Source organism: Georgenia sunbinii (assembly GCF_036421875.1).
In the GTDB taxonomy this organism is placed as follows: Bacteria; Actinomycetota; Actinomycetes; order Actinomycetales; family Actinomycetaceae; genus Georgenia_B; species Georgenia_B sunbinii.
In genome coordinates this window covers 1-16,546 of sequence record NZ_JAZGOL010000007.1, presented here as the reverse complement: position 1 = coordinate 16,546, position 16,546 = coordinate 1, and the positions used below count along the sequence as shown (strand labels likewise).

15 protein-coding genes and 1 pseudogene are annotated in these 16,546 nt (G+C 73.4%); 7 read left to right on the top strand and 9 right to left on the bottom strand.

Annotated features, from left to right (window positions below):
* Positions 1–2 precede the first annotated feature (2 nt).
* From V2J52_RS15105 to V2J52_RS15095, 3 genes are all read right to left on the bottom strand, one after another.
* The gene (locus tag V2J52_RS15105) at positions 3–839 is read right to left on the bottom strand and encodes a carbohydrate deacetylase (protein ID WP_331228559.1); all 837 of its coding nucleotides are present in this window, start codon (positions 837–839) and stop codon (positions 3–5) included.
* A gap of 69 nt (positions 840–908) precedes the next feature.
* Complete coding sequence (locus V2J52_RS15100; protein ID WP_331228558.1) at positions 909–1,964, bottom strand: phosphotransferase; 1,056 nt, start codon at positions 1,962–1,964, stop codon at positions 909–911.
* A gap of 308 nt (positions 1,965–2,272) precedes the next feature.
* Positions 2,273–3,136 (bottom strand): RDD family protein, encoded by an 864-nt coding sequence (locus V2J52_RS15095; protein ID WP_331228557.1) that lies wholly within the window; start codon positions 3,134–3,136, stop codon positions 2,273–2,275.
* A gap of 18 nt (positions 3,137–3,154) precedes the next feature.
* On the opposite strand from V2J52_RS15095, the gene V2J52_RS15090 reads away from it, so the two are divergent.
* From V2J52_RS15090 to V2J52_RS15080, 3 genes are all read left to right on the top strand, one after another.
* Positions 3,155–4,150 (top strand): stage II sporulation protein M, encoded by a 996-nt coding sequence (locus V2J52_RS15090; RefSeq protein ID WP_331228556.1) that lies wholly within the window; start codon positions 3,155–3,157, stop codon positions 4,148–4,150.
* A 138-nt stretch (positions 4,151–4,288) separates the two neighbouring features.
* A complete protein-coding gene (locus V2J52_RS15085) occupies positions 4,289–4,918 on the top strand; it encodes a SatD family protein (protein WP_331228555.1) in 630 nt (209 codons plus the stop codon).
* Between the two features lie 98 nt (positions 4,919–5,016).
* Positions 5,017–5,748, top strand: a complete 732-nt coding sequence (locus V2J52_RS15080) for a hypothetical protein (RefSeq protein ID WP_331228554.1) — start codon at positions 5,017–5,019, stop codon at positions 5,746–5,748.
* A gap of 80 nt (positions 5,749–5,828) precedes the next feature.
* On the opposite strand, the gene V2J52_RS15075 is transcribed toward V2J52_RS15080, so the two are convergent.
* The 6 genes from V2J52_RS15075 to V2J52_RS15050 all read right to left on the bottom strand — a co-directional run bounded on the left by V2J52_RS15075 (position 5,829) and on the right by V2J52_RS15050 (position 11,852).
* Positions 5,829–6,152: a DMT family transporter gene (locus V2J52_RS15075; RefSeq protein ID WP_331228553.1), complete on the bottom strand. Its 324-nt coding sequence runs from the start codon at positions 6,150–6,152 to the stop codon at positions 5,829–5,831.
* Positions 6,153–7,445 carry a DUF58 domain-containing protein gene (locus V2J52_RS15070; protein ID WP_331228552.1) on the bottom strand — a complete coding sequence of 431 codons (1,293 nt, stop codon included), beginning with the start codon at positions 7,443–7,445 and terminating at the stop codon, positions 6,153–6,155.
* 222 nt (positions 7,446–7,667) lie between these two features.
* On the bottom strand, positions 7,668–8,771 hold the full coding sequence (locus tag V2J52_RS15065; RefSeq protein ID WP_331228551.1) for an AAA family ATPase: 1,104 nt from the start codon (positions 8,769–8,771) through the stop codon (positions 7,668–7,670).
* Positions 8,768–10,000, bottom strand: a complete 1,233-nt coding sequence (locus tag V2J52_RS15060; RefSeq protein ID WP_331228550.1) for a DUF4350 domain-containing protein — start codon at positions 9,998–10,000, stop codon at positions 8,768–8,770. Before V2J52_RS15060 ends, V2J52_RS15065 begins: the two co-directional genes overlap by 4 nt.
* A complete protein-coding gene (locus tag V2J52_RS15055) occupies positions 9,997–10,674 on the bottom strand; it encodes a DUF4129 domain-containing protein (RefSeq protein ID WP_331228549.1) in 678 nt (225 codons plus the stop codon). The genes V2J52_RS15060 and V2J52_RS15055 overlap by 4 nt, the downstream gene beginning before the upstream one ends.
* Positions 10,671–11,852, bottom strand: a complete 1,182-nt coding sequence (locus V2J52_RS15050; protein WP_331228548.1) for a DUF7847 domain-containing protein — start codon at positions 11,850–11,852, stop codon at positions 10,671–10,673. The genes V2J52_RS15055 and V2J52_RS15050 overlap by 4 nt, the downstream gene beginning before the upstream one ends.
* Positions 11,853–11,976: 124 nt before the next feature.
* Here V2J52_RS15050 and mtrA point away from each other — a divergent pair, with 124 nt between their 5' ends.
* From mtrA to V2J52_RS15030, 4 genes and pseudogenes are all read left to right on the top strand, one after another.
* The gene (mtrA, locus tag V2J52_RS15045) at positions 11,977–12,660 is read left to right on the top strand and encodes an MtrAB system response regulator MtrA (protein WP_331228547.1); all 684 of its coding nucleotides are present in this window, start codon (positions 11,977–11,979) and stop codon (positions 12,658–12,660) included.
* 56 nt (positions 12,661–12,716) lie between these two features.
* Entirely contained in the window at positions 12,717–14,336 is a 1,620-nt protein-coding gene (gene mtrB, locus V2J52_RS15040; RefSeq protein WP_331228546.1) for an MtrAB system histidine kinase MtrB, read from the top strand.
* Complete coding sequence (locus tag V2J52_RS15035; RefSeq protein WP_331228545.1) at positions 14,333–16,045, top strand: LpqB family beta-propeller domain-containing protein; 1,713 nt, start codon at positions 14,333–14,335, stop codon at positions 16,043–16,045. Before mtrB ends, V2J52_RS15035 begins: the two co-directional genes overlap by 4 nt.
* Before the next feature lie 124 nt (positions 16,046–16,169).
* A pseudogene (locus V2J52_RS15030) lies at positions 16,170–16,546 on the top strand (ComF family protein); the annotation flags it as partial.

The window sequence follows — 16,546 nt, the reverse complement described above, 5'->3', positions numbered from 1 at the left end:
GGTCACCACGCCGGCACGACCGTGATCTCCTCCTCCTGCAGGGTGCGGGTGAAGACCGGGTCGCGCAGCAGCCGCAGCTCCCACACCCGCTTGCGGCCCTCGGTGGGCGGCATGGCCTGGGCGGCCGACGGCGGCGAGGGGTGGACCATGAGCTCGGAGGTGCCCGGCGGCAGCCGGCGCAGCTGCCACAGCACCTCGGCGCGCAGCTGGGCGTAGCGGGCGATGAACCGGCCCGGCAGCCAGGCGCTCACCAGCGACTGCGGCAGCCGCACCCCGAGCCGGTCGGCCTGCGGCACCGCGAGGTCGTGGGCACGGCGCAGGCCCGGCACCCCGACCGCGAGGAGCCGGCCCAGCCGTCGGGGGAGACGGAAAGCGAGCTGGTGCTCCGCGCAGAAGTCCACCGCGACGTCCGCCAGCGACCGCCCGTGCATGCCGTAAAGGGTGCCCGAGTGGGAGTCGAGTACCCTCGGCGGCATCCCGGCGGCGCGCATCCAGGCCAGCTGCGCGTGCAGCTCTCGCTGGACGTCGGGCACCGTCGCGGACCGTTCGGCGGTCCGGGCATCGACCGGCAGGTGACCCGTCCCGTCGACAAGGCTGGGTACGTCCTCGGCAAGCGGCCGCCACGGCGCGTGCCCGCGACCGCTGGAGATGGTGAAGTGCAGGTGGGGCGGCTGCAGCCCGGCGGCGGTGATCCGACGGACGGCGTCGTCAGCGGCGGCGGCGACCGGGATCAGCGTGGTGGCCGACAGCCGACCCTCGCGCAGCAGCGCGACGATCGTGGCGTTGGTGCGAGGATCGATGCCGAGGTCGTCCGCGGTGATGACGAGCGTGCGCCCCATCCCCACCCCCTGAGACCGTCGGTCGTCCCAGCGTAGGCTCGTCGCTCGCCGGCGGCTCGCGGACGCCGGTCAGCCGCGCATCGCCAGCAGCTCGCGCAGCGCAAGGGCGCGCTTGCGGGTCTGCCGCTCGAGCGGTCCGAGCCGGCCGGCCTGCCGCGCCCTCACCAGCCGGGCCTCGAGCCGCGAGAGCACGACGGCGTGCGCGAGGGCGAGCTGCTCGACGAGCGTGTAGTGGCCGCGGTCGTGGCCGACGGTCTGCTCGAGCGCGCCGTCGAGGGCGTCGGTGGCGGGCCCGGCCGGACCGGCGTTGATGTGCATCTTGGCCAGGTCGAAGGCGATCGGCTGCTCGCCGGCGTACTCCCAGTCGATGAGGACGATCCTGTCGTCGTCGAGGAACACGTTGGAGGAGACGAGGTCCCCGTGCGTGAAGCTCACCTCGAGCCGGGCGTCGCGGGCGATGAGCCGCTCCACCTCGGCGCCGAGCGCCGGGCTGAGGTGACCGCCGGCGACCACCGCCCGCCAGCGCTCGGCGAACCGCGGGTGCGCGACCGCGCCGAGCGGCCGAGCCGTGATGCCGACCGCACGCTGGACGGCGCCGAGCTCGCGCGCCACCCCGGTCATCGCGACGGCGACCTCGGCGGGGTCCTGCGGCATCCGGCCGGTGACGGTCTCCTCGGTCAGGTAGGCGGTGCGGCCCCGCAGCACCGTGCCGTGGTCGACCATCCGCGGCATGAGGTCGGGGCGGTGGGCGGCGACCACCTGAGCGGCGGTGACGCTGCGCGCCACCCCGTGCCGGACCGCGGCATCACGCGAAGCGGCCTGGACCCGGACGCTGATACCTGCCGCGCCGTAGAAGGCGCGCATCCGCACCTGCCGGCCGCGATCGAACTTGCCGAGCTGGACGAGGTCGGCGCTCACCGGGGCGCGCAGCGGGCGGCGGGTTGGTGAGCCGCTCGGCGCCAGCGACGGCGGCAGGGCCTCCGCGCCCGGGAGGAGGTAGGCGTCGGGGCCGGCGGTGACGACCTGCCGCCAGCGGGCCGCCGTCGTCAGCGCGGTGCTACGCCGTTCGACGAGCGCGAGGGTCGCCAACGCCTGGGCCCACCGCCGTCCTGGTCGTTCATACATGCTGTCGTTCTTCTCCTGCCGTCGGGGCCACGTTACGTGGCGGCGATGAGGCAGGGATGAGAATCGCCCCTCCCCATCCCTCCCCTCCCCATCACCGACAGCCGACTTGTCCGCGAGAGCCGACTTGTCACCGACAGCCGACTTGTCCGCGAGAGCTGACTTGTTGCCGACAGCTGACTTGTCCGCGAGAGCTGACTTGTTGCCGAGAGCTGACTTGTCCACGAGCAGTTTCGCCGTGGACAACTCTGCTGTCGCGGCTAAGCCTGCTGTCGGCGACAAGCCTGCTGGCGCGGGTGAGGGCCGCGACGTCAGCCGGGGATGTGGTGGGGCAGGCGGCGGATCTCGGCGGCGGCGGCCGCGGCGGCGTCGCGGGCGCGGACCCCCACCTCGTACTCCCGGTCGCGGCGCGCAACGAGCACCGCGGCGAGGAACCGCTCGGGGTGGGTGCCCCAGGGGGCCGGTGGCGCGACGAGCGGCTCGACCATCGCCGCGAGCTGCTGCCCGAGCGCCGCCCGCGGCCCGGGCGCGAGGTCACCGGTGCGGTCGAGGAACCGGCGGGCCGCCAGCGCGACGCCGTCGGGCATGGCACGGATGTCCGCGCTGTGCGCCCACGCGGCCAGCTCGGGCGGCATGAGCAACGGCGGCGGGCTGCGCTCGGCGCCCCGGACGCGGGCGGCGTAGGTGCCGGCGAGCAGGTCGCCCAGGCGCTTGCCGCGCGGGTTGAGCACCGCGGTGATGACGGCGACCGAGCCGAGGGTCAGCCAGAGCTCGCCCAGCCCGGTCAGTGCGCGGATGAAGGCGTGGCGCAGCCGGATCGGGCCGCCGTCGTCGCGCACGATCCGGATGCCGGTGGCCAGCTTGCCGAGCGAGCGACCACGCGTGAGGGTCTCGACGACCGTCGGCGCGATGACCATGACGGCGGCCAGCGTGATGATGTAGGCGGTCATGAACCGAGCGTCGTTGACGTAGTCGAGCGTGCTGAGCACCCCGACCGCGATCGCGCCGATGACGGCGACGTAGCAGATCGCGTCGAGCAGCGACCCGACGAGGCGCAGCATGAACGACGCCGGCCGGACCTCCAGCGCGACCGCCTCACCGGTGATGATGAGGTCCTCGGGCAGCCGGGCCACGCGCAGCAGCCGGGCGGTGGTCCCCGCCCCGTGATCGACCATGTGTGGCAGGGTACCCGGGTGGACGTCGATGCCTTCGCCGCGGTGCACCGCCCCGAGTGGGACCGGCTGCGTGAGCTGACCGCCCGGCCACGTCTCAGCGGGCCCGAGGCCGACGAGCTCGTCACGCTCTACCAGACGGCGGCCGGCCACCTGTCGTCGGTACGGACGAGCGCGCCGGACCCGGTCCTCGTCTCCGAGCTGTCGACCCTCCTGGCGACCGCCCGCGGCCGGATCGCCGGCGCGCACGAGGCGCGGCTGTCCGACGTCTCCCGGTTCTTCCTCGTCTCGCTGCCGGCTGCCTTCTACCGGGTGCGGTGGTGGACGCTGGCTGTCGGCGCCGTCTTCGTGCTGCTCGGCGCGGTCAGCGCGTGGTGGGTGGTGACCAACCCGGCCGCGATGGCCCAGCTCGGCAGCCCTACCGAGCTGGAGGAGTACGCCGAGAACGCCTTCGCGGCCTACTACTCGGACTCCCCCGCCGGGGACTTCGCCGGTCAGGTCTGGACGAACAATGCGTGGATCGCCGCGCAGTGCATCGCGCTAGGTATCACCGGGCTCTTCCCGGCGTACGTCATCGTGCAGAACGCCGTCGGGGTCGGGACATCGGCCGGGATCATGGCCGACCACGACCTCCTCCACGTGTTCTTCGGCCTCATCCTGCCCCACGGCCTCATGGAGCTGACCGCGATCTTCATCGCCGCGGGCGCCGGGCTCAAACTGTTCTGGGCATGGGTGGCGCCCGGGCCACGGACCCGCAGCCGCGCGCTCGCGCAGGAGGGCCGGTCGTTGTTCACGGTGGCGATCGGGCTGGTGATCGTGCTTGCGGTCTCCGGCGTCGTCGAGGGCTTCGTGACGCCGTCGTCGCTGCCCGGCTGGCTGAAGATCACCATCGGCGCCGTGGTGCTGGCGGCCTACTGGGTCTACACGATCGTGCTCGGCCGCCGGGCGGTCGCGGCGGGGGAGACCGGCGACCTCGAGGCGGACCTCGCCGGCCACACCCTCGCGCAGGCCGGCTGACCCGCCCGACCGGTCGGCTAATATCTCCGAAGATATCAGCTATACGCTTATGCCCCCGAGAGGTTCGGTGTTCGCCGACTGTGGACGTCATTAGCCGGCACCTAATACTTCGTCGAGTATTAGTGCTAGGCTAATCTCATGCGAGCGGTGGCAATCATTGTCGACATCGTGAAGTCGCGCGATCTGGCCGACCGGAAACGTGCTCAGCAGGAGATCCTGCGAGTCTTCGACCGGGTGGCTGGGTTGTTCGTACAGTCACTGTGGCCCACCGTTGGTGACGAGTTCCAGGCCGTCTCTACAGACATCAGCAGTGCGGTGCGGGCAGTTGCGATCGCCAGGCTGCTACTTCCCCCGGGTATGGACTGCCGATTCGGCATCGGCGAGGGGGACGTCGAGCAGGTGGGAGAGGGGGCGACCAGATCGATCCAGGACGGCAGCGCCTGGTGGGCGGCGCGGGAAGCGATCAACGAGGCACAGCGGCGCGAGAACCGGACGAACCCCTACCTGCGCACGTGGTTCGTCTCGGACCAGCCGTCGGGTGGTCCTGCCGCCGTGGTCAACGCCTACCTCTTGTTATGTGACCACGCGATCAGTGCCATGCGACCGCGCGAGCGACGGCTCACTGCTGGCGTGCTCCAGGGGCGCTCGCAATCCGAGGTGGCTGAGCAGGAGGGCATCACACAGTCGGCGGTCTCGCAGAATCTGCAGCGGTCGGGTGGAGGGGCGCTCCTCGCGGCTCATCAGGTGCTGGAAGACGTGATGCCGTGATCGTCGCCTCGGTCCTCCTGCTGCTCATCGGACTGACCGATGTCGCACGTGGCGCCCGATCCCGGCGTGCGGCGATCACCTGGACTGTCACTGCCTGGGTGGTGGTCGCGGTCGTCGCTGTGGCGGGGCTGGGGGTGTGGTGGCTGGCCATGGCCGGTTGTGTGGCGCTCACCTGCGGCTGGATGCTCAGCCTGCCCATCGCCGATGAACAACGACCCCGACAGGTCTGGCCGGTGGCACTCCTTCTGCTCGTTGTCGGCACGCTTACGGCATTCGGTCCCGCCGTCACTGGGACGACGGGCTTTGTCGTGGACGCCTACTCCCGGATCTCGCTCGGTGCGATGGCCGAGGTGTCGCTCGCGACGGCAGTCGGCGCAGTCGCCGTCGCCACATTCCTGATGGCCAGCGGCAACCTTGTGGCGCGGGCGACGCTCGGCCGTGCCCACCTGGAGGACGCGCACACCGTGAACTACGCCGTCGGGCAGCGACGACGATTCGTAGGCCTGCTGGAGAGGTCCTTCGGACGAGCCGTTGGAACGCCAGCCGGCGCTGGGACGACAGCCGTCCCTTCGGGCGAGAGTGGCCATGCGCTCCGGGGCGGGCGGTGGATCGGGCCGCTGGAACGGCTGCTCATCGTGGTCCTGGCCACCGGCGGTGCCGACGGCATCATCGCCGCCCTGCTCGCCGCCAAGGGAATCGTGCGCTTCCCGGAGATCTCGGCGGACCGAGAGTCCGGCTCGAAGGCGGAAGAGTTCCTCGTGGGAAGCCTCACGAGCTGGGGCATGGCCGCCGCCAGCGTCGTGTACCTCAAGGTCCTGCACGCGAGTTAGGCAGCGTTGTCGCTGCCGACCTGGCTGAAGATCACCATCGGTCCCTCGCGCAGGCCGGCTGACCCGCCCGGCCGGTCAGCTCAGTGAGCGCCGCCGCCGAGGTTGAGCACGACGACGCCGGCGACGATGAGCCCGATCCCCAGCACCTTCGTCACGGTGATCGGCTCACCGAGGAACATCGCGCCGATCCCGACGATCGTCGCCGTGCCGAGCCCCGACCACATCGCGTAGGCCACGCTCACCGGGATCGACCGCACCGCCTGGGCGAGGAGCACGAAGGACGCGGCGTAGGCCGCCAGGCAGGCCACGGTGTGCCACAGCCGGGTGAAGCCCTCGGTGCTCTTGAGCATGCTGGTGCCCAGCACCTCGAACCCGATGGCGCCGAGCAGGATGAGGTAGGGCATTCAGAGCCTTCCGGCGGACTTGAGGGCGAGGTAGACGTCGGCCAGCGCCGGCGGCAGGTCCTCGGGCGCTCCCTCGACGACCTCTACGCCCTGGCGGCGCAGCCGGCCGGCGACCGCCAGCCGCTCGAGGGCGCCGCGCTCGGCCGCCGCGGCGTCGAAGATACTCTCCGCCGAGCGGCGGTCGGTGCGGATCTCCTCGGCCTGCGGGTCGCTCGCCGAGGCGAGCACGACCTGGTGGTCGCGGGTGAGCGCACCGACCACCGGCAGCAGCCCGGAGGTCACCGTGGACGGGTCGAGCGCGGAGAGCAGGACGACGAGCGAGCGCTGCGACAGCGAGTCGCGCACCGCCTGCGTCACCTGCGTCCAGCTCATCGCCACGAGCGACGCCTCGACCTGGCTCAGGCCCTCCGCCAGCGCCGACATCAGGCGCGGTCCCTGCACGCCGGCCACCCGGGCCCGGACCACCGAGTCGACGGCGACGACGCTCACCCGGTCCCCGGCCCGTGAAGCGAGCGCAGCGAGCAGCAGCGCGGCCTCGATCTGCGCCTCCAGCCGGGGCTCCTCGCCCAGCCGGGCGGCAGCCAGCCGCGAGGAGTCGATGACGATGAGCACCCGGCGGTCGCGCTCCGGGCGCCAGGTGCGCACGACGACGTCACCGCGGCGGGCGGTGGCGCGCCAGTCGATGGCCCGGACGTCGTCGCCGATGACGTACTCACGCAGCGAGTCGAACTCGGTCCCCTCGCCGCGGGTCTGCACCGCGGCGCGCCCGTCCATCTCCCGCAGCCGGGCGAGCCGGGACGGCAGGTGGCGCCGGGAGGTGAAGGCAGGCAGCACGCGCAGCCGGGCGGGGGCCTGGACCGAGCGTTGCCGGGCGGCGAGCCCAAGCGGACCGGTCGAGCGGAGCGTCACGAGGTCGGCGTGCCGGTCGCCGCGGCGGTGGGGGCGCAGAGTGGTCCGGGCGCGCCGTGCCTGCCCGCCGGGGACGGTCATCCGGTGCCGGTTCTTGCCCGTACCGGCCGACGGCGGCCACGCGTCCCGCACGAGGAGGCGGGCGGTGCGCCCGCCCTCGTTGGTGACCGTCACGGTGGCGAGCACCGGCTCGCCCAGCCGGGTTGAGTGGGGGACCTGCCGCACCGGCGTCAGCTGCGTGGGCGACGCGGCGAGCGCGAGGTCGACGGCGCAGCCGAGGAGGAGCAGCAGCGCCCACGCCACGACCGTCGAGAGCCGCGGCACGAGGAGCACCGGCAGCAGCCCGACGGCGGCCACGAGCACCGCTCGGCTGGTCAGTGCCACGTGGTCCTCCCGGGGCGGTCGGCGGTTGGTAATCCTGCTGTCGGTGACAATCCCGCTGTCGGTGACAATCCTGCTGTGGGTGACAATCCTGCTGTCGGCGGCAAGTCTGCTGTGGGTGAGAATCCCGCTGTCGGTGGCAAGTCTGCTGTGGGTGACAATCCTGCTGTCGGTGGCAAGTCTGCTGTGGGTGACAATCCCGCTGTCGGTGGCAAGGGGGGAGGGTCAGCGGGGGACGGGAACGGTGCGCAGCACGCCGTCGAGCACGGTCTCGGCGGTGACGCCCTCGAGCTCGGCCTCCGCCCGCAGCTGCACGCGGTGGCGCAGCGTGGCGTGGGCGAGGGACTTGACGTCGTCGGGCGTGACGTAGTCCCGGCCGGTGAGCCAGGCCCAGGCGCGCGACGTCGCCAGCAGCGCGGTCGCGCCCCGGGGCGAGACGCCGAGGGACAGCGACGGCGAGGTCCGGGTGGCCCGGCAGATGTCAACGATGTAGCCCAGCACCTCGGGCGACACCTGCACCTGGGCGACCTCGCGACGGGCGGCGGCAAGGTCCGCCGGCCCGGCGACGGCGCGCACGCCGGCCTTGCCGAGGTCGCGGGGGTCGAAATCGTGGGCGTGGCGGTAGACCACCTGGATCTCGTCGGCACGCTCCGGCAGCGGCATGAGCAGCTTGAGCAGGAACCGGTCGAGCTGGGCCTCCGGCAGCGGGTAGGTGCCCTCGTACTCCACCGGGTTCTGGGTGGCGATGACCATGAACGGGTCGGGCAGCGGCCGCGGCTCGCCGTCGACGGTCACCTGGCGCTCCTCCATCGCCTCGAGCAGCGAGGCCTGCGTCTTGGGCGGCGTGCGGTTGATCTCGTCGGCGAGCATGAGGTTGGTGAACACCGGGCCCTCGCGGAAGGAGAACTCCGCGCTGCGGGCGTCGTAGACCAGCGAGCCGGTGACATCACCGGGCATGAGGTCGGGGGTGAACTGGACCCGCTTGGTGCCCATGTCGAGGCTGGCGGCCAGCGTGCGCACGAGGAGCGTCTTGGCCACCCCGGGCACCCCCTCGAGCAGGACGTGGCCGCGGCACAGCAGCGCGATGACGAGCCCGGTGACGGCGGCCTCCTGCCCGACGACCGACTTCGCGATCTCCGCGCGCAGCGCGGTGAGGCGGCCGCGAGGGGTGGCCGCCGCTGCCGGCGCCGGCGCGGCGGGCGCGCTCGGCGCGGGAGTCGCGCTCGGCGCTGCCGGTGGCGCGCTCGGCGGGGCGGCGGGGGCGCCGGGCGCGGGGACGTCGGTACGGGGCGGCCAGGACTGGGGCTCGCTCGCGGGGGGAGTGGTCACGTTCGGTGGACCTCGCTTTCCAGGATGTCGAGCTCGCGGGTGAGGGTGATGAGCTGGTCGTCGGTGGTCGGTGGTGGCCCGTAGAGGAGCCGGCCGACGAGGACCTCGTCACGCCCGGTGGCGGCAGCCACCGCGGTGACGAGGGTGCCTGGCGGGGCGGCGTGCGGCAGCCCGAGCGCCCGGCCGGTGCGGGCGGCGAAGCCGGCGCGCAGCCCGGCCGCGGCATGGACGTGCGCGCGGCCGCGACGGTAGAGCCGGCCGCGGCCCAGCGTGGTCTCCGCGGAGCGGACGACGACCGGCATCGCCTCGGTGACCACTGGTCCCAGCCGGCGCGCCGCCCACAGCAGACCGACGGCGGCGAGCACCACCAGCTGCCAGCCGATCACGGTGGCCTCGGGCGGCAGCAGCTGCCCGGTGGCGCCGTCGCCACCAGCCTCGCCGCCGCCGTCGCCGTCGCTGAAGGTGTCGTCGATGCTTGGCAGGTACCAGACGAGCTCCTCGTGGCGACCGAGCACCCGCAGCACCAGAGCGGCGTTGCCGGCCTCGGCGAGGTTGTCGTTGCTCAGCAGGCCGCCGTCGGCGAGCACCGAGACCTGCCGGTCGTCGGCTCGCCAGGTGGCGAACGCGCCGGTGCCGTCGCCGGTGGGGAAGCACAGCTCGACGTCGCCGCCCAGCACCTGTACGCCACCGGTGCTGCGGGAGATCTCGCCGGCGGCGGTCGCGTCGGTGTCGTTGCACTGCGCGGTGACCGGCGTGGGGCTGCCGACGGAGGACGGTTCGACGTCGCTGGTCAGCGGCTCGAGGTCGGGGCGGAACATCACCTGCGTGAGGACGAGGTCGGCGCCGGTGTCGCGCACCGCCGCGAGCTGGGCGTCGTCGAGCCGGCGGCCGTCGGTGACGAGGAGCGTGGTGCCCGGGCCGGCGAGGGCGACGGCGTCGGCGGTGGTGTGCGCGGTGCGGACGCTGACCCCTTCGCGCTCGAGGATCGTTGCGGCGGCCTGGGCGCCACCGGGCTGCGGGTTGTCCGGCGCGAGCGGGATCGAGGACGTCGAGCTGCGTGCCAGCACGACGGCGACGACGGCGAGCACCAGCACGAGGGCGACCACCACCGGGAAGACCCGCCGGCGGCGACGGCGGGGCGGCGGCTGCTCGGCGCCGTCGGGCGCGTCGGCCGCCGGTGCGACGACGTCGGGCGGCGGAGCGCCGACGGGTGCGGTGGGCGCGGTCACGACAGCGCCGCCCAGGAGCCGGCGGCCGCGACCGCCCGTTCCGGCCGGGCCCGGGCGACGGCGCCGGCGACGTCGCGCAGCCGGGCGTCCTGCTCGGCCCGGGCACGGACCGAGCCGTAGCAGACGTCGTCGAACAGCCGCCCGGCCCAGAGGAGGTCGGGGCCGCAGCCCGGGAGCCGCCCCGCGGCGGCGGTGCTGGCCTCGTGGGCGGTCAGCCCGGGGCGGTCGTCGAGCACGGCGCGCTCGTCCAGGGACCGGACGACCGCCCGGAAGCGCATGAGCACCGCACGGTCCCAGTCACCGCGCCGGGCGGCGTCGTCGGCCTGCCGGGTGAGGTCGTCGCTGGTGGCGTCGACGTCGTCGAACACCGCGTGGGAGGCCCGCTCGGCGGCGACCGCCCGCCGCCGGCGGACCGGGCCTGCGAGGTACAGCGCGAGGCACAGCAGCGCGGCCACCGCGATGACGACGATGATCGGCACCAGGTTGGGCGGCGCGGCGGCCTCGAAGCTCAGCAGGCGCTCGATCTGGCGGACGAACCAGTTCCACGCGCGCTCGAGCAGGCCCGGCTCGGTGCTGTAGACGTCCCGGGCCAGCTCGTCGGCGGCCCACCGACGGGCCTCCTCGGAGTCGGGCGTCACGGGGACGCCGTGGGCGAGGATCACGTGCGCGCTCACGACCCCTGTGCGGCCCGCGCCAGCTCGACGTCCAGGCCCTCGGTGCGCATCCGGACGTCGACGTAGAGCAGCGCCAGCACCGCGGCCAGCACCGGGATGGCCAGCGCCGAGCCGGCCAGCTGGCCGAGCGCGCTGAGCACCACCGACAGCGTGAGGCTCTCCATCGCGACGAACGTGCCGATCATGCTGAACGGCACCGACAGCACCGCGGAGAGCACGCTGACGATGATGCCGGTGAGCAGCATGATGCCGAACAGCCGCCAGAAGTGGCCCTTGGTCAGCCGCCAGGAGCGGCCGATGGCGGCGAAGATGCCGGTGCCCTCGAGCATGATGATGCAGGTGGCGAGCATGACGCGCACCGTGATGAAGGCGAACACCGCGAAGGCTGCGAGCAGCGCGAGCGGGACGAGGACGAGGAGGATGATCGCCCCGTCGTCAAGCAGCTGGATCGTGCCGCCGACGAGGACCGCGACGGCCACGATGATCAGCACGAACGCGACCAGCGCGGCGAGCCACAGCACCACCGCGAGGCCGAGGAGCCGCCAGAGGCGTCCCTTGGCGCGCTGCCACACCTCGCGGATCGTGATGGTCCGGCCGATGACCGACTCGCTCACCGAGACGATCGCCAGCCCTTCGAGGACGAGGGTCGCCAGCCCGCTGCCGACGCTGGTGAGGAGGATGCCGAGGAACGGCGCCACGGTCTGACCGACGCTGACGTCGAGGCTGCCGCTGCTGAGCGCCTGGTCCAGCTCGGTGAAGAACAGCGCGGTGAAGACCGCCTGGAGCAGCGCTGCGATGCCGATCACCAGGGCGGCGAGGCCGAACATCACCTTCGGGTTGGTGCGGATGGCACGGAACGCGCCGTCGTAGATCTCGCCGAGCGTCAGCGGCCGCAACGGGATGATGCCGGGCTGGAACGCGGTCGGCACCGGGACGAAGCCGGCGCCGTAGTAACCGCCGTCGGCGGGGGTGCCGTACTGGCCGTACTGGTTCTGGGGCTGCGGGCCGCCCGGCGGTGGCGGCTGGGTGCCGTACTGGCCGTACTGGCTCGGTCCGCCGTACTGGCCGTACTGACCGGGTGCGTCGGGCGGCGGCACCGAGCCGGGCGGCGGCACCGGCCCGGGCGGCACGTCGCCGCGGCCGTGCCTGGGGTCCTCGGGACCCGACTGCTCGCTCATGCCACTCCTGCCGCCGCTCGTTACAGCCGTCATCGTGCCATGCCCGCCGCGCCGGGGACGGCTGGCGGCGCGACATGGCGCCGGGTTCGGCGGTTCTGGACGAGGAAAGTGCGACCATGGGGCCATGAATGCTCGGATCCTCGTGGTCGACGACGATATTGCGCTCGCCGAGATGATCGGCATCGTGCTCGAGGGGGAGGGCTACGAGACCGTCATGTGTCCCGACGGCGCCCAGGCGTTGGGCCGGTTCCGTGACTCCCAGCCGGACCTGGTGCTCCTCGACCTCATGCTGCCCGGGCTCGACGGCATCGAGGTGTGCCGCCTCATCCGTGCGGAGTCCGACGTCCCCATCATCATGCTGACCGCGAAGTCCGACACCGTCGACGTCGTCATCGGGCTCGAGGCCGGCGCCGACGACTACGTCCCCAAGCCGTTCAAGCCCAAGGAGCTCGTCGCCCGGGTGCGGACCCGGCTGCGGCGCACCACCGGCCCGGAGACCGAGCGGCTGGCCATCGGGGACCTACTCATCGACGTCGCCGGTCACCAGGTGACCCGCGGCGAGGAGACCATTGCGCTCACCCCGCTGGAGTTCGACCTGCTCCTCGCGCTCGCCCGCAAGCCCTGGCAGGTGTTCAGCCGCGAGGTGCTGCTCGAGCAGGTGTGGGGCTACCGCCACTCGGCCGACACCAGGCTCGTCAACGTCCACGTGCAGCGGCTGCGCGCCAAGATCGAGAAGGACCCGGAGAACCCGGAGGTCGTCGTGACCGTTCGCGGCGTCGGATACCGGGCGGGTACCACGCAGCGGTGAGCACCGCCGGCAGGGGCACGCCTCGCGAGGGTCCGGCGGACCGGACCTTCGTGAGGATGTCGCGACTCGTGCTCGCCTGGCGCTCCTCGCTGCGGCTGCGGGTGGCGCTGACCACGGTGATCGTCGGGGTCGCGGCCGTCGGCATCCTCGCCGTCGTGCTCACCTCGACCATCCGCGACGGCCTGTTCGAGTCCCGCCGCGACGAGATCCTCGCGGACGCCGCGGCGCGGGTGCAGTCCGCCCAGCAGCGCTTCGACGGAGCCACCGCCAACACCGGCCAGCAGGTGCAGGCGCTGGCCGAGGACCTCGTGCGGAGCACGACCAACACCGGCGGCAGCGGGGTGGTCGGCACCATGCTGCTGCGCTCGCCGGACGAGAGCTCGCAGGTGATCATCAACGACACCGTCATCCCCGAGCGGCTCTTCAACGACGACGTCGTCAGCCCGGAGCTGCGTGCGACGGTGGCCGACGGCGGCCAGTACTGGCAGTCGATCTCGCTGCCGGTCTCGATGGGGGCGGCACCGGGCATCATCGTGGGAGCCGAGGTGACGCTGCCGGTCGTCGGCAGCCACGAGCTCTACACCGTCTACACCCTCGGCCCCGAGGAGAGCACCCTCGTGCTCGTGCTGCGGGTGCTCGGGGCGGGCGGCGTCGTGCTGCTGCTGCTGCTCGGCGTGATGACCTGGGTGATGACCAAGCGGGTGCTCGGCCCGGTGCGCGAGGCGGCGCGGATCGCCGAGCGGCTAGCCGACGGGCTGCTCGACGAGCGGCTGCGGGTGCGCGGCAACGACGAGCTGGCCACCCTCGCCCGGTCGTTCAACGAGATGGCGGAGAGCCTGCAGGACCAGATCGAGCGGATGGCCGAGCTGTCGCGGCTGCAGCAGCGGTTCGTCTCCGACGTCTCCCACGAGCTGCGCACCCCGCTGACGACGATCCGGATGGCCAGCGAGGTGCTGCACGCCAACCGCGAGGAGTTCGAGCCCGCGATGGCGCGGTCCGCCGAGCTGCTCCACACCCAGCTCGACCGCTTCGAGTCGATGCTCGCCGACCTTCTGGAGATCAGCCGGTTCGACGCCGGTGCGGCACTGCTCGACGTCGAGGAGCGCGACGTGCACGACGTCGTGCTTCACACCGTCGAGGTGGCCGAGCCGCTCGCCGAGCGCGCCGGGTCGCGGATCGTCGTCGAGGGGCCGGGCCGTCCATGCCCGGCCGACATCGACCCTCGGCGGGTGGAACGGATCGTGCGCAACCTGCTCGTCAACGCCATCGAGCACGGCGACGGCGGGCCGATCGACATCGCCGTGGGCGTCAACGACACCGCGGTCGCGATCAGGGTCCGCGACCACGGCGTGGGCATGACCCCGCAGGACGCCAGCCGGGTCTTCGACCGCTTCTGGCGGGCCGACCCGGCACGGGCCCGCACCACCGGCGGCACCGGCCTGGGGCTGGCGATCTCGCTGGAGGACGCGCGTCTCCACGGTGGGACGCTCGAGGCGTGGGGCCGGCCGGGCGAGGGGGCCGCGTTCCGGCTCATGCTGCCGCGCCGGGCCGGCGTCGTCATCGCCGAGCCACCGCTCGAGCTGTGGCCCGCGCCGCTGCGTGGCGACGAGGCGCTGACCGACGCGAGCAGCGGACCCACCGCCATGCCCGCCTTCGACGACCTGGGGGACCGATGAGCCGCCGCCCCGTCCGCCGCCGCCCCGTCCGCCGCCGGGCGCTCGCGGTGCTGGCCGCCGTCGGCCTCGCGCTCGCGGGCTGCGCGGCCATGCCGGACTCCGGGCCGGTGACCGCCGCGAACATCGTCCCGCCCGACGACGTCCGGGTGACCTTGATCGCCGACGGCCCGAGCCGCGACGCCACCGCGAACCAGATCGTCCAGGGCTTCCTGCGGGCGGTGGCCGCCGGTGGCGGGGACGATTTCGCGGTGGCGCGGGAGTACCTCGCGGGACCGGTCGCCCAGACCTGGAACCCTCGGGCCCAGGTCCGCATCTACTCGGCCCGTGACGAACCGATCTACTCCGAGACCCCCGAGGGTGCGGTGCGGGTGGCGGTGCCGGCGTCCGCCAGCCTCGATGCGGAGGGCCGCTACACCGAGGCCGCGGCGGACTCGGTCATGCAGCTGGACTTCTCGCTGGCCCGCGGGCTCGACGGCCAGTGGCGGATCGTCGCGCTGGACGACGGCATCCTCCTGGCCCCGGTGGCCTTCGACGCCCAGTACTCCGACCAGCAGCTGTACTTCCTCACCGCCGACCGCGAGATGCTCGTGCCCGAGACCCGGTGGTTCCCCGACCGCAGCGCCGCCACCCAGATCGTGCGGCAGCTGCTCGAGGGGCCCTCCCCGTGGCTCGCCGGTGGCGTGACCACGGCGGCCCCCACCGGTACCCAGCTCGTCGGGGACTCCGTGCTGCTCGCCGACGGCGTGGCCACCGTGGAGCTCAGCCCCGAGGTGCTGAGCATGGACCCGGCGACGCGGACGCTGTTCCGCGCCCAGCTGGAGGAGTCGCTGCGGACGCTGCGGATGGCGCACACCGTGCGGATCACCGTCGGCGGCAACCCGCTGCCGCAGGACGAGGACGTCCCCGGCCCGCTGCGGCCGCTCTACGTCACCGGCAACCCGGTGGTGGTCGCCGACGACGAGCTGCTGCGCTTCAACGGCACCGAGCTGCTGCCGCTGCCCGACGGCGTCGCGCTCGAGGGCTTCGACCCCCGCTCGCCCGCGCTGCCCTACGACGAGACCCCGGGGTCGATCGTGCTGCTCGACGGCACCGACCGCCTCATCACCCGGCCGACCACGCAGCAGGAGGCCGTTCTGCTCGACACCGGCACCGACCTCGTCGCGCCGTCCATCGACCGGCTCGGGTGGGTGTGGACCACCCCGCGGCGCAGCGACGGCACGGTGCGGGCGCTGCAGCCGAACGGCACCGCCGTCGACGTCACCGCCAGCTGGCTCACCGACGCCTCGGTGCTCTCGATGCGCATCTCTCGTGACGGCGCGCGCGCCGTCGTCGTCTCCGAGACCGACGGCGTCTCCCGCGCGGACGTCACGGCCGTCGTCCGCGACGCCGGCGGGGCGCCGGTGGCACTCGGGGAGCCGGTGGGCGTCGGCGACATGCTCCTCAGCGCCTCGGTGGTGACCTGGGTCGACGAGACGACCGTCGCGATCCTCGGCACCAGCGGCACCGACCCCGTGCCGTCGGTGCACCTGGTGACCATCGGCGGGCCGAGCACCGACCTGCCGGCGGTCGAGGGTGCGCAGACCATCACCGCGGCCACCGGTGACCGTAGCCTGGTGCTGGGCACCGAGGACGGCCAGCTCTTCGCCCGCAACGGCCTGGGCTGGACGCCGACGCTCGTCGGCGCCCGCGACCCGGCCTTCCCCGGCTGAGCCGGTCGGACCCGGCACGGCCGCAGCCGGCCGGGCCGCACCACAGCACCACGCGACGCCGGTGGCGTCCCCAGCGTCCGCCGCGGGGCCGGTGGCGCCGCACCTCGAGCGTCAGGCTGCTGGGATGAGGACCCTGCTGCGGGAGGTGGGCCGCGACGGCGCCGACCTGCTGCTGCCGGTCGAGTGCGCCGGCTGCGGCGCCTGGGACGTCGCGGTCTGCGCGCGGTGCCGCGAGCTCATCTCGGCCACACCGGTGCGCTGCGACGCCGATGCCCCGCTGCTCACGGTGCCGGGGGACGCCGGGCCGCTGCTGGCGGCCTGGTCGCTCGCCGATTACGCCGGCCCGGTGCGCGGCATCGTGCTCGCCTGGAAGCGCACCGGTCGGCCAGCGGTCGCCCGGGCAGTGCTCGACCGCGCCCGGCTGGCGGCTGCGCGGTGGGCCGAGGACCCCGGGCTCCTCCTCGACGGCGACGGCGCGGTGCTCGTCGTGCCGGCGCCGTC